The organism is Zobellella maritima, from assembly GCF_003075035.1.
In the GTDB taxonomy this organism is placed as follows: Bacteria; Pseudomonadota; Gammaproteobacteria; order Enterobacterales; family Aeromonadaceae; genus Oceanimonas; species Oceanimonas maritima.
This window is the reverse complement of record NZ_QCZE01000001.1, coordinates 870,076-883,252: the sequence shown is the minus strand read 5'-3', so window position 1 is coordinate 883,252 and position 13,177 is coordinate 870,076. Positions and strand designations below refer to the sequence as shown.

Sequence of the window (13,177 nt, the reverse complement as noted above, 5' to 3'; positions counted from 1 at the left end):
CGGGTTATGGCGAAGGTCGAACACCTTACTCTGCCATAGGTTCAATGCTGTCCAGATCCAGGCTGGCCGCAAAACGGGAAATAAGAAATTGTACCGCATCGTCGGCCTCTATTTCATCCCGGGCGCGCACTTTTGCCGCCTGAAACAGCTGTTGCTCGATTTCATAGGGCGTCTGACCCGTCCCCTGCCCCAGAGATACCTCCAGCTCGATGGCTTCGCCGGCATGTTCACTCAGCAGGGCGGCCAGCTCGCTGCGGGTTTTTTCGGTCAACAGGTGACCATGTTCGGGCCTCAGGGTCAGTTGCCAGCGGGCCCCCTGTTGCTCCAGGGTACTGTGCATCGCCAACTGACGCAAAAAACCACCTAGCGGCAAGCGGGACAGCAGCAAGGTCCAGGCGTCTTCCGCCTCGGCCAACAGGCTGGCGGCCTTAAGCGGAGCCGGTTCCATTGATACCCCGTTGGCCGAGGCGATCGCTCTCCCCTGCTGAGCCCTGGCCTCGGTGGCAGTCACCGGTAATTGGGGAGCCGGTGGATCGTCTTCATCCATCGCCCAGGGCACATCGTCATAGGCACCCAGCGGCGGCAACTCCTCCTGTGCCTGGCGGTTAAGCGGTCGCGGCTCACTCCCGGCCAATGATGGCGACGCCACCGCCGGCGGAACCGTTGCCACTTTGCCTGACGCAGCCCTTGGTGGAAGACTCGGTGTCACCGGCTCGGCCATCCTCTCGGACGCAGCCGGCTCCTGGCTGCGCAAGCGGTTACGGGTCTGGATCAGCCGCCGGATCCGGGCCACCGCATCGGCGGCCTCGTCCTGCAGCTGTGATGCCTGTCCTGAGTCAACCTCCGCTGGCGCCTGTGCCGCCGGCTCTGGTACCGGCTCTATTTCCGGTTCTGCTGCGGGCGCCGGCATGACCCCTGCGTCATTGTTCGCATCCAAAGCCTCCGGCTCGTTGCCGACGGCCGCCGTCGACCGAGCCGGCATCACCCAGCCCTGCTTGTCGGCTTCGGCCAGGATCTCGCCCTGCTCGGCTGCCAGCCTGGCCGCCATGACATGGTCGTCGGGACATTCCTGTTCCGGCTGCTGTTCCGCCTGCTGTTCCGGCTGAACCACGGCCGGTTGATCTGGCCGGGGCTCAGCGGCGGGCTTTTTTGCCCCGGGCGCTCCCCCTGCCTCGGCCGATATATCCTCCGAGGCCGCAACCGGCCTAAACGCCAGCGCCCGTAACAGGGTCATTTCCAGTGCCGATCGGCCATCGGGCGCAAAAGGTAAATCCTTTCGCCCCTGCAGGAAAATCTGGTAGTAAAGCTGGATCTGCTCCGCCGGTACCAGGGGGGCCAGGCGGTTGAGCTCGTCCGCGTAAGGCAGGTTATGGGCCGGCACCAGTTGCGCCAGGGCCAGATGATGCCAGAAGGCGATCAGCTCCTTATGCAACTGATCATAATCGGGCCCCAGGCTGGCCAGGTGGGCCACCTGCGCCATCAAGGCGGCTCCGTCGCCGGCCAGCAGGGCCTGTATCAGCGCCTCCAGACTTTGTCGGCTGACGTTGCCCAGCATCGACTCGACCTGGGCCAACCTGACCTCGCCATTGCCGAATGCCAGGGCCTGATCGGTCAGGCTGAGGGCGTCACGCAGGCTGCCATCGGCCACCCGGGCCAAGGCCGCGGTCGCCGCCGGTTCAAAGCCCACCTGCTCCTTGGTCAGGATATGCTGCAGCTGAGCATCGATGCGCTCCGGCTCCAGGCTTTTTAAATGGAACTGCAGGCAACGGGACAAAATGGTGATCGGCAGCTTCTGCGGATCCGTGGTGGCCAACAGAAACTTCACATGGGGCGGCGGCTCTTCCAGGGTTTTCAGCAGGGCATTGAAGCTGTGCCGAGACAGCATATGCACTTCATCTATCAGATAGACCTTGAAGCGGCCATGGGCCGGCTGATACTGGACATTGTCCAGCAGCTCCCGGGTGTCTTCCACCTTGGTGCGGCTGGCGGCGTCTATTTCCAGCAGATCGACGAAACGCCCCTGCTCGATTTCCCGGCAACTGCCGCACTGGCCACAGGGTTCGGAGGTAACACCGCCATCACAGTTCAGCGCCTTGGCCAGCAGGCGGGCAATCGAGGTCTTACCCACCCCCCGGGTACCGCTGAACAGATAAGCATGATGCAATCGTCCCAGCGCCAGGGCATTCACCAGGGTCTTGAGTATATGTTCCTGACCGACCACATCGGCAAAACGCTGAGGCCGCCATTTTCTGGCAAGAACCTGATAGCTCATGGCTGCTTAGTCACCGTCATATTCAACCAGACTCATCACCTTGACACCCAGATTCGTCAGTCGTTGCACCCCACCCAGGGCTGGCAGAGCGATAACAAAGGCGGCGTCCTGCACTTCGCCGCCACAGCGGCGTACCAGCTTGACTGCCGCCTCGACGGTACCACCGGTGGCCAGCAGGTCGTCGATGATCAGTACCTTCTCCCCCGGGGAAATCGCATCCACATGGATCTGCAGCTTGTCCTGGCCGTATTCCAGATCATAGGCCACTTCGATCACTTCCCGCGGCAGTTTGCCCGGCTTGCGCGCCGGCACAAAGCCCACCCCCAGGGCCGCGGCCACCGGGGCACCGAAAATAAAGCCCCGCGCCTCGGTGCCCAGCACCTTGGTGATGCCAGAGTGACGGTACTGCTCAACCATCGCCTCTATGGTCAGGGCAAAGGCCCGGGGATTTTCCACCAGGCTGGTGATATCGCGAAACTGGATTCCCGGCTTGGGATAATCGGCAATGGTAACAATACTGTCGGCAATCAGTTTGAGAGTTTCTTGTTTCATAAGGTGATGGCAGCCCTGAAAAAAGTGCCCACATAACAATGAAGGCATGGTCATTCAATTGCGGCTAGCTTAGGGCCTAGGCTGTTTCATTGCAACCGCAGGCCGGTCCGGGAGCAGGGGCAAGCGCAAAAACCAGACCAGCAGGGCAATATATGTCAGCACCAGCCCAATTTTCACCCACCACAAGGGCACCATATAGATAGAAAAGGCAAAGCTTGCGCTCATCAACAGCAGCGCCCGGCGACGGACACGGGGACGCAGGCCCCGGCACTGCTGCCAGTCCTGGATCATGCCGCCAAACCAGGGATGATGGAGCAACCAGCTATGTACCCGGGGGGAGGATTTGCCAAACAGGAAGGCCGAAAGCAGGACAAAGGGCGTGGTCGGCAGCACCGGCAAGAAAGCGCCCAGAACCCCCAGACCCAGGGACAGGCTGCCAAGCAGGGCAAACAGTATGCGCATAACGACCTCCTCTGCAAACGCCTTTAGCATAACAGCCATGGGCGGAAAGCAGAAACGGGGATTGGAGCCATCCCCCATTCCCCATTCCCTGATCTTCCGGCTTTGCGCTTGTCGCATCCGGCGTATGGCTTTAAGATGCCGGCTTTTGCCGAGCCCCTATGCGCCTGATTTTAGCCCCGATGGAAGGGGTGCTTGACCACCTGATGCGGGATCTGCTCACCCGTATCAATCCTTACGATCTGTGCGTCACCGAGTTTATTCGGGTGGTGGATATGCGCCTGCCCGCACGGGTTTTTTATCGCCTGTGCCCCGAATTGCACCAGGAGTGCACGACACCCAGCGGCACGCCGGTACGCATCCAGCTATTGGGACAAGATGCCGACTGGCTGGCGGAAAACGCCGCCCAGGCCTGCCGACTGGGAGCCAACGGCATCGATCTCAACTTCGGCTGCCCGGCCAAGACAGTCAACAAACACAGGGGCGGTGCCGCCCTGCTGGCCGACAGCGAGCAGCTCTATCGCATCGCCTGTGCGGTACGCGCCGCCGTGCCGGCCCACCTGCCGGTCAGTGCCAAGATCCGGCTGGGGATTGATGAACGGGACAGCTACCTGGAAAACAGCCAGGCCCTCTATGAGGGTGGTGTAGATGAACTGGCGGTGCATGCCCGCAGCAAGCGGGACGGTTACCGTCCCCCCGCCTACTGGCATCATATTGCAGAAATCCGCAGGGCCATTGCCATCCCGGTGATCACCAACGGCGAGATCTGGAATGCCGCCGATGCCCGCCGGGCCAGGGCCGAGAGCGGCGGCTCCAGCCTGATGCTGGGCCGCGGCGCCCTGGCCCTGCCCAACCTGGCAGCGGTCATCAAGGCCGGCCAGCAGCCACTCGCCTGGCCGGAGGTCGTCCGCCTGTTGCTGGACTATTCCCGGCAGGAAATCACCGGCGACAAGGGCGTCTACTACCCCAACCGGGTCAAGCAGTGGCTGAGCTATTTAAAATTGCAGTACTCGCAAGCCGCTGCCTTGTTCCTGCAGATCCGCACCCTCAAGCGGGCTGACGAGATCCAGCAGATACTGCACCGCCTTTGACTTGTATCATCCTTGTAGCCGGTCCCCGCCCCTATACTGGCTGCTGGTATCACAATGTCGGGTGTCCAGATGAACAAGATAGTAACAGACAAGCAGTTAGCGGCGAAGTTACAGGCGCAGGCCCGGCAACGGCGCCGGGCATTCTTGCAGGCAGTGCGTGCCCTGGATGCAGGGCTGGCCGGCCAGCTGCTTACCCTGCCGGCGGATGAATGGGCCGATCACCCGGCACTGCAGGCCTGGCCCCAGCTAGCCCCCCGGATCAAGCTGCTCAAGCAGCTGGATGCCGCCCTCTGCCAGTGGCGGCTGGGCCTGTATGGCCTGTGTAGCGACTGCGAGGCGCCGCTGACTGCCGCGCAGTTATGGCAGGATCCCTGTCGCCAGCGCTGTGACCACTGCGAAGAAAAATATTACAAGGCCCAGCATGGGATATGGGAGCTGTAATCCCTGGGGATGGGGGAATGGAGGGAAGCGGGTAGATCGGAATTTATTCCGACCACGACTTGTTGGGGTGAAACCCGACCTACAACAGAATTGATTCTGACCGCGAGCCGTCGGGTTAAAACCCGCCCAACAGGGATATGCCGGGCTCCGAGGTGTGCTGTAGGAGCGTCGGCCCCGGCGCGATAGGGGGTGATGGGGCCCGGCCCGAGCGCGAGCCTGCTACACACGAAAAAAGCCGGCGTGACGCCGGCTTTTTACTGCTAATTCGGAACTAACCGAGCTTAGAAGTTGTACTGGATACCCATGCCATACAGGTCATCGTCATTGGCATCGTTATCGTTGATAAGATATTCTGCATAGACCTTGGTGTTGGGGTTGAACTTGTACTGAACACCCAGAGTTACCAGGTCAATGGTGTCTTCGTTAGTAGAAGAAGAGGCAGCATCAAACTCTTCATTGGAGTATTCGGCCAGCAGGGTCCAGGCATCAACGGTGTAAGTAGCGACCAGTTCATAGCCTTCGCTCTCATCCTTGCCGCCGCCGACAACATCTTTTTCTCTTTCAGTGTAGATACCAGCGACATACAAGCCGTCTACATAGTAGCTGGCGCCGACAATCCAGGCATCCATATCTGCACCGTTACCAAAGCTCTCTTGCTCATAGGCGGCAACCAGACCCAGGCCGAACGGGAAGGTATAGCCGGCAGATGCTGACCACTGGTTCTCTTTACCGGCGTTGTCGTCTTGTTTGTCAGCGTCGGCGAAAGCATAGGCCGCACGCAGATCAACGCCGTTGGCGGCATAAGAAACGCGCATCTGGTCGTCAGTCTTATCGCTAACACCGCCGATCGCATCACCGTAGGCTACAGCGCCACCGAAGATGTTAAAGACGTCGGTCAGGTAGAGCGCTTGAGCCATAGGATCCTGGCTACGACCGAAGGTCAGGTCGGTGGTGTCCATAAAGCGGAAACCAGCCCAGGCGTAGCGGGCGTCGATGTCACTGGTCTTGGTATCGTCAGCACCTTCGGCAGTGACCTGCCACTCCAGCTTACCGATCAGGTCGACATCGTTGTTCAGGGTATACTGAACGTTGGTACCCAGACGGGCAGAGCCGGCACCACCAAAGTTCTCGGCTTTTGTGCTATCAGCTACCTGGTGCTTCAGTTCACCGGCGTCATACTGAACGCGACCGTAGAAATCGACCTTGGAGCCGTCTTCGGCGGAGTAGATCTCAACGGCGCTGGCGGAAGTGGCGAACAGAGCCGGGATAGTCAGTGCAAGAATCGTTTTTTTCATTTTTTGTATGCCTACTGTTATTAAACACTAAGTCCTTGTAATTCCCTGTGTTAGCAACGTAACACGTCACTATGGCAGGCAGCCTATCATCGGTTTTTTGGCCGCGCAACAATAACTCGGGAACTTTTTAGAACATTAACGCTCGTACGTTACACAAATGTGACAGCCCGCGCCTTTCCCACACCAGGGCCTTGCATCTGGCGATTATTCATCTAGCCGGTATACTCTGCGCCAACGTTTCTCCCGGGCCGGCCGATGACAGACACCCACTACCGCACCCTTATCCGCGACAATTACCGCCGCCTCGGCGCCGCCATCGCCGGCTTCAAGCCGCGCCGGGCACAAAATTACCTGGTGGCCGAAATCGGCCGGGTATTGATGGGCCACTATCAGCCGAGCCGCCGCATCCTGGTGGCCGAGGCCGGTACCGGCATCGGCAAATCCCTGGCCTATATCCAGGCCGCCGTGCCCTGGGCTCGCCAGGCACACAAAAAACTGGTGATCTCCACCGCCACCCTGGCCCTGCAGGAGCAGCTGATCGAAAAAGATCTGCCGCTGTTTCTGCGGCACTGCCCGCCGGCATTTCGTTTCGTACTGGCCAAGGGCCGGGGCCGCTATTGCTGCGATCACAGGCTGGCCCAGCTGGCCGAGGGCGAGGCCCAGTTCAGCCTGCTGGAGCCGGCCGCCGGACTAAGTAGCGACGAGCAGACGCTGGTGGCCGACTTGTGGCAGGCCCGCCAGCGCGGCGACTGGGCCGGGGACAGGGACAGCTGGCCCACACCCATCGATGACGGGCTCTGGCAGCGGATCCAGGCCCAGCGCCACGGCTGCCAGCCCCAGCTCGGTCACCAGCACTGTCCCTTCCATCTGGCCCGCAACGAGCTGGACAAGGCAGAGGTGATCGTCGTCAACCATGCCCTGTTGCTGGCCGATTTGAAAATGGGCGGCGGCATTATCCTGCCCGAGCCGGAAGCCTGCGTCTATGTGCTGGACGAAGCCCATCATATTGCCGATATTGCCCGCGACCAGGGGTCGGCCCGGCTGCCGCTGCGCACTACCCGCCGCTGGCTGGAACAATTCAACCAGGGCCTCGGCAAGCATACCAGCGGACTGAATGCACCCGAGCTACAGAAGTCGGTGACCCAGGTACAGGACGCGTTGCAGCAGCAGATCCCCAGCCTTAATTCCCTGCAACAATCCCTTACCGAGTCGGCCCTGACCACAGACGAGCAAGGGTGCCTGCGTTTTGCCGCCGGTGAGCTGCCCGATGCCCTGCACCTGCAGCTGGTACAGCTGAAAGAGGAAAATACCGGCCTGCAGCGCAGCCTGGAGCGGCTGCAGACCCAGGTCGCCGAGCAGCTCAAGCTGGGCACCCTGCCCCTGAAACAGGCGGAGCCCTGGCTGTCGGACCTGAGTCAGGCCCAGCTGCGCACCGAACAGACCGCTACCCTCTGCGAGCTGATGACCCGCCCCCTGGGATCCAAACATGTACCCCCCGCCCGCTGGCTGGAGCAGGATGACAAGAGCCGGGATATCAGCCTGTGCGCCACCCCGCTGGCGGTGGGCTATTTACTGGAACAATGGTGCTGGTCCCGGGCCGCCGCCGTGATCATGGTGTCGGCCACCTTTACCGCCCTCAACGACTTCGGCTATTTTCGCCGTGCCGTGGGCCTTAAAAGCGATGACGGCAGCCGCTATCTGCGCCTGAATTCGCCCTTCGACTACCCCGGCTCCCGGCTGATAGTCCCGGATATCGGCTGTGTGCCCGGCGACGACGGCTTTGATCAGGCGCTGATCGAGCAGCTCCCCCATTGGCTTGCGCAACAGCAGGCCAGCCTGGTACTGTTTTCTTCCTACCGGCAGATGCAGACAGTCGCCGAGGGCTTGCGTGCCAAGGGCCTGAGCCTGCTGGTGCAGGGAGAGGCCAGCCGCCAGGGCCTGCTGCAGCTGCACCGGGTGCGTTGCGACGGCGGCAGCCCCAGCGTGTTGTTCGGCACCGGCAGTTTTTCCGAAGGGCTGGACTTGCCCGGCCATTATCTGACCAACCTTGTCATCACCAAGCTGCCCTTCGCGGTACCCACCTCACCGGTGGAAGAGGCCATGGCGGAGTGGATCAGCCTGCGCGGCGGCAATCCCTTTATGGAGCTGACCGTTCCCGAGGCATCGCGCAAACTCATTCAGGCCTGCGGCCGGTTGCTGCGCAGCGAGACGGATCAGGGTAGAATCGTGCTGCTCGACCGGCGCATCGTCACCCGTCGTTACGGGGCCGCCCTGTTGGCCGCCCTGCCACCCTTTACCCAAGAAATAACAGACTGATGGTATTCGACTTTTCCGTTTATTTTTTGCTGGCGCTGACCGGCCTGCTGGCCGGCTTTCTCGATGCGGTGGCCGGCGGCGGGGGCCTGATCACCATTCCCGCCCTGCTCAGCGCCGGCCTGCCCCCCCATATGGCGTTGGGCACCAACAAGGTAGCGGCCAGCCTGAGCTCGCTCACCTCGGCCATCACCTTCTATCGCCAGCGGCTGTTCCAGCCGGGGTTCTGGTGGCGTGCCCTGCTGGCCGCGGCCGTCGGTGCCCTGGTCGGCACCCTGTTGGTCAATCTGATCAACGCCGCCTGGCTGGAAAAGCTGCTGCCCCTGCTAATCTTCGGAGTGGCCATCTACACCATCGTCAACCGCCGCCATGAACACCAGGGCAACCAGCTGCCCAGGCCCAACCAGCGGCTTTATCGGCGCCAGTGGGGGCAGGGCCTGTTGCTCGGCGCCTATGACGGCGCCTTCGGCCCGGGCGCCGGCGCCTTTCTGATCGTCTCGTCGATGGCCCTGTACCGGCTCAACCTGCTGCTGTCGTCCGGCCTGGCCAAGGGCATGGTGCTGACCAGCAACCTGGTATCACTGCTGACCTTTATCGCCCTCGGGCAGGTCGACTGGATACTGGGGCTGACCCTGAGTGTCGGCATCATGGCGGGCTCTTTTATCGGGGCCCATTCGGCGATCCGCTTTGGTGCCGGCTTTATCCGCCCCATCTTTGTTGTGATGGTGCTGGCCTTGTCGCTCAAGCTGGCCTGGCAGGCCTGGTTTTGAGCATGTCTCCGCCGCGTTATTTGTGGTGATGGTACTGGCCCTGTCGCTCAAGCTGGCCAGGCAGGCCTGGTTTTGACCGTTGCGCCGGAGAGCCAAAGTTGCCACAATCCGGGCGTTACTATCTCAGCCAGTTCAAATGCTTGGCATTTGCTTATCCTGCTAGGAGCCCTTGATGAAAATACGTACCACCCTCGCCGCCCTGGCCATTGCCTGCCTGCCGGTCGGCGCCATGGCCGCCAGCTTTGAAGCCCCCCAGCCCTACCAGATCTTGCTGGTCGACGGCAAAAAGACCGATCACAGCGCCATGCGTGCGGTCAATGTCGTGGAGGTGAAGGCAGGTAGACACCAGTTCGCCATCAGCTATACCGAGGATTATTCCAACCGCAGCGAAATTCGGGTGCTGGACGGCGATCCTGTGATCGTTACCCTGGAGGTGCCGGAAGATGCCGCGCTGACCCTGGATTACCCGACGCCCATCAACTACCAGGCTGCCCGTGAATTCCTGCGTGACCAGGCCGGCGAGATGCGCATCGTCGACCAGACCACCGGCCAGCCGGTCGAGGCCGAGCTCTATACCATCCACCGACCCGCCGGCATGGATCTGGCCCGCGGCATCCAGGACTATCTGGAAGAAGCTGGTAAATCCTTCGGTGGCCGTACCGACGCCGCCCTGGCCGCCGCCGAAGCCCAGTTCGGGGATGCCAGCGTCAATGCCGACTCCCTGGATATGCTCAAGCAATGGTGGAATGCCGCCGACAAAGATACCCGCCGCGCCTTCCAGATCTGGATGATTCAGCAACAGTAAGGGGAACGGGGCTTGTGAGTCAGGGTTCAACCTGACAGCGCGTGGTAAGAATAAATGTTTACCTACAGCAAGCCCCGGGACCGACATAGGCCTGTAGGAGGCTCGACCCCGGGCCGATTGGCCGCAAGGCCATACCAAACATCATCGCGCCGAGGTCGACGCTCCCACAGCAAACCGATGATCCTGCGGGGAATTGTGGGTCAGGTTTCAACCTGACAGGCCGCTGTCAGAATAAATTCTGACCTACATACTCCCCATTTCCCAATCCCTCCCTCTTACTCCGTCCCCGGTTACCTGTCCGGCTTGACCTTCACCTTGAGGCAGGCGGCCCGATGTTGCTCGCTGCCCTCCAGCACCGGCCGGGTAAGGGCGCAGTCCTCGTCCGCCAACGGGCAACGGGTGCGGAACACGCAGCCGGAGGGCGGCGTGATTGGCGACGGCAGATCGCCGTGCAGGATCTGCGCCTGCCTGTTGCGTTCATATTCCGGATCCGGCACCGGCACCGCGCTCATCAGCGCCTGGGTGTAGGGATGGGTGGGACGCTCGAACAGGGCCCTGCCCTCACCCAGCTCCACCGCCGTGCCCAGATACATGACCAGCACCCGATCCGATATGTGCTTCACCACCGACAGATCGTGGGCGATAAAGATCAGCGACAACCCCATCTCCTGCGATAGTTCCTTCAGCAGGTTAATAACCTGGGCCTGGATGGAAACGTCCAGGGCCGAAACCGGCTCGTCGCAGACAACCAGTCTGGGACCGAGTATCAGTGCCCGGGCGATGCCGACCCGCTGACACTGGCCGCCCGAGAACTCATGGGGGTAGCGGTTGATCACATTGGGCAACAAACCGACTTTCATCATCATGGCCCTGACCTTGTCCTTCACCTTCGCCTTCGGCATCTGTGGGTAGAAGGCCCGCAGCGGCTCGGCAATGATCTCGCCTATGGTCATCCTGGGATTGAGGGACGCCAGAGGATCCTGAAAAATCATCTGTATTTCCTTGCGTGTTTCCCGCCGTACCTTGCGATCCATTTTGGTCAGATCTCGCCCTTGCCAGATCACCTCGCCGGCACTGGCCCGCTCCAGCCCGATCACTGCCCGGGCCAGGGTGGACTTACCGCAGCCGGACTCGCCCACCACTCCCAGGGTTTCGCCCTCGTACAGCTTGAAGCTGACGCCGTCCACCGCCTTCAGGACCGCCGGCCTGGACCAGGGCCAGGCCCGCTCCCCCCTGACATCGAAGTACACCCGGAGATCGCGCACCTCCAGCAGCGGCCTGCTATTCACCATTTTTGGCCTCCCAATCCCAATGGCATGCGCGCCGGCGACCCTCTCCGCACGGGGTCAGCGGCGGCATCACACGGCGGCAGGCATCATGCACCCGAGGGCAGCGCTGCTGGAAGGGGCATCCGGGGGGGAGCCTGAGCAGGTTGGGAGGACTGCCGGGGATGGTCGCCAGCTCCTCTCCACCCGCATCCAGTCGCGGAACCGCCTTCAGCAGCCCTTCGGTGTAGGGGTGGCTGGGCCGGTAGAAGATGTCGTCCACCGGGCCGATCTCCATGGTGCGGCCGGCATACATCACCAGTACCTGGTTGCAGCTGCCGGCCACCACCCCCAGATCATGGGTGATCATAATAATGGCGGTGTTGAATTCCCGCTTCAACTCGTTGAGCAGGCTCATGATCTGGGCCTGGACGGTCACATCCAGGGCCGTGGTCGGCTCGTCGGCGATCAGCAGCCTGGGTTGGCACAGCAGCGCCATGGCGATCATTACCCGTTGGCGCATGCCGCCGGAGAGCTCGTGGGGAAACATGCCCATCCGCTGCCGGGCCTCGGGGATCTCCACCGCATCCAGCATACGTACCGACCCCTCGAAGGCCCGGGCCTGGCTGATGCCCTTGTGCAGCATCAGCACCTCCATCAGCTGGGGTCCCACCTTCATATAGGGGTTCAGCGAGGTCATGGGGTCCTGGAAAATCATGGCGATGTGCTCGGCCCGGATCCGGTTCAGCACCTTTTCCGGCAGGTTTAGCACCTCCTGTCCTTCAAGGCGGACGGAGCCGGAGGCGGTGCCGTTCCTGGCCAGCAATCCCATGATGGCGAAAGCAGCCTGGCTCTTGCCGGAGCCGGACTCACCGACCAGCCCCAGGGTGTCGCCCGCATCCAGCGAAAAATCGAGATCGTTGACCGCCACCACCTTGCCCTCCGGGGTGGTGAATTCCACCCGCAGTTCCCGGACCTCCAACAGCGTCATCGACGGCTCTCCTTAACGGTCTTTCGGATCCAGGGCGTCACGCAGACCGTCCCCCAAAAAGTTGAAACAGAACAGGGTGGTGACCATAAAGCCTGCCGGAAACAACAGCTGCCACGGGGCGACCTCCATCGATTTGGACCCTTCGTCCAGCAGGGCGCCCCAGCTGGTCATCGGCTCCTGCACCCCCAGGCCGAGAAAGCTGAGAAAAGATTCAAACAGGATCATGCCGGGCACCAGCAGGGTGGCATACACGGCCACTATGCCGAGTACATTGGGCAGGATATGGCGGGTGACGATGGTGGCCTTGCCGACCCCGCAGACCTGTGCCGCCTCGATAAACTCCCGGCGCTTCAAACTCAGGGTCTGGCCGCGCACGATACGCGCCATATCGAGCCAGCTGACCGCGCCGATGGCGAAGAAGATCAGCAGGATATTGCGGCCGAAGAAGGTTACCAGCAGGATCACGAAGAACATAAAAGGGAAGGAGTAGAGGATTTCCAGCAGGCGCATCATCACCCGATCGGTGCGCCCACCGATAAAACCGGAAGCGGCGCCATACAGGGTGCCGATGATCACCGCCACCAGGGCCCCCATCAGCCCCACCATCAGGGAGATGCGTCCTCCCACCAGGGTACGTACGAACAGATCCCGCCCCAGGGAATCGGTACCGAAGTAATGGCCGCTTTCCAGGCTGGGGGCCGCCATCATGGCGTTCCAGTCGGTATCGTCATAGGCGAACCCGGACAACAAGGGTCCCACCAGCACCAGCAGGGTGATCAGGCCGAGGATAAGCAGGCTGGCCAGGGCCGCCCTGTTGTGGAAGAAGCGGCGGCGGGCATCCATCCACAGGGAGCGCCCCTCCACCTCCAACTGCTCGGAAAACTGCTCCAGCGCATCGCGTTTTGCTTTGGGCACGACCATGA

General features: G+C 61.6%; 12 protein-coding genes. 5 read left to right on the top strand and 7 right to left on the bottom strand.

Translation table 11 applies throughout. From position 1 onward, the window contains the following. Window positions 1-25 precede the first annotated feature (25 nt). From dnaX to DCS96_RS03980, 3 genes are all read right to left on the bottom strand, one after another. Window positions 26-2,272 (bottom strand): DNA polymerase III subunit gamma/tau, encoded by a 2,247-nt coding sequence (gene dnaX, locus DCS96_RS03990; RefSeq protein ID WP_116473045.1) that lies wholly within the window; start codon window positions 2,270-2,272, stop codon window positions 26-28. 6 nt (window positions 2,273-2,278) lie between these two features. After that, a complete protein-coding gene (apt, locus tag DCS96_RS03985) occupies window positions 2,279-2,824 on the bottom strand; it encodes an adenine phosphoribosyltransferase (protein WP_116473044.1) in 546 nt (181 codons plus the stop codon). 69 nt (window positions 2,825-2,893) lie between these two features. Further along, on the bottom strand, window positions 2,894-3,286 hold the full coding sequence (locus tag DCS96_RS03980) for a YbaN family protein (protein ID WP_116474520.1): 393 nt from the start codon (window positions 3,284-3,286) through the stop codon (window positions 2,894-2,896). Between the two features lie 158 nt (window positions 3,287-3,444). Here DCS96_RS03980 and DCS96_RS03975 point away from each other — a divergent pair, with 158 nt between their 5' ends. Together DCS96_RS03975 and DCS96_RS03970 are read left to right on the top strand one after the other, a co-directional pair. Next, window positions 3,445-4,374 carry a tRNA-dihydrouridine synthase gene (locus tag DCS96_RS03975; RefSeq protein WP_116473043.1) on the top strand — a complete coding sequence of 310 codons (930 nt, stop codon included), beginning with the start codon at window positions 3,445-3,447 and terminating at the stop codon, window positions 4,372-4,374. A 69-nt stretch (window positions 4,375-4,443) separates the two neighbouring features. Then, window positions 4,444-4,815, top strand: coding sequence for a transcriptional regulator, TraR/DksA family protein (locus tag DCS96_RS03970; RefSeq protein ID WP_116474519.1), 372 nt, complete (start codon window positions 4,444-4,446; stop codon window positions 4,813-4,815). A gap of 281 nt (window positions 4,816-5,096) precedes the next feature. Here the strand turns inward: DCS96_RS03970 and DCS96_RS03965 are convergent, their stop codons facing one another. Next, window positions 5,097-6,110, bottom strand: a complete 1,014-nt coding sequence (locus tag DCS96_RS03965; RefSeq protein ID WP_116473042.1) for a porin — start codon at window positions 6,108-6,110, stop codon at window positions 5,097-5,099. Window positions 6,111-6,365: 255 nt separating this feature from the next. Here DCS96_RS03965 and dinG point away from each other — a divergent pair, with 255 nt between their 5' ends. From dinG to DCS96_RS03950, 3 genes are all read left to right on the top strand, one after another. Beyond that, window positions 6,366-8,426: an ATP-dependent DNA helicase DinG gene (gene dinG, locus DCS96_RS03960; protein ID WP_116473041.1), complete on the top strand. Its 2,061-nt coding sequence runs from the start codon at window positions 6,366-6,368 to the stop codon at window positions 8,424-8,426. Then, the gene (locus DCS96_RS03955) at window positions 8,426-9,193 is read left to right on the top strand and encodes a sulfite exporter TauE/SafE family protein (RefSeq protein WP_116473040.1); all 768 of its coding nucleotides are present in this window, start codon (window positions 8,426-8,428) and stop codon (window positions 9,191-9,193) included. Before dinG ends, DCS96_RS03955 begins: the two co-directional genes overlap by 1 nt. Window positions 9,194-9,365: 172 nt before the next feature. Further along, complete coding sequence (locus DCS96_RS03950) at window positions 9,366-9,998, top strand: YccT family protein (protein ID WP_116473039.1); 633 nt, start codon at window positions 9,366-9,368, stop codon at window positions 9,996-9,998. Between the two features lie 290 nt (window positions 9,999-10,288). Here the strand turns inward: DCS96_RS03950 and oppF are convergent, their stop codons facing one another. The 3 genes from oppF to oppC are packed head-to-tail and all read right to left on the bottom strand — an operon-like array spanning window position 10,289 to window position 13,175. After that, complete coding sequence (gene oppF / locus DCS96_RS03945; RefSeq protein ID WP_116473038.1) at window positions 10,289-11,290, bottom strand: murein tripeptide/oligopeptide ABC transporter ATP binding protein OppF; 1,002 nt, start codon at window positions 11,288-11,290, stop codon at window positions 10,289-10,291. Beyond that, a complete protein-coding gene (gene oppD, locus DCS96_RS03940; RefSeq protein WP_116473037.1) occupies window positions 11,280-12,254 on the bottom strand; it encodes an oligopeptide ABC transporter ATP-binding protein OppD in 975 nt (324 codons plus the stop codon). The genes oppF and oppD overlap by 11 nt, the downstream gene beginning before the upstream one ends. 12 nt (window positions 12,255-12,266) lie before the next feature. Further along, complete coding sequence (gene oppC / locus DCS96_RS03935) at window positions 12,267-13,175, bottom strand: oligopeptide ABC transporter permease OppC (RefSeq protein WP_116473036.1); 909 nt, start codon at window positions 13,173-13,175, stop codon at window positions 12,267-12,269. Between the last annotated feature and the right edge of the window lie 2 nt (window positions 13,176-13,177).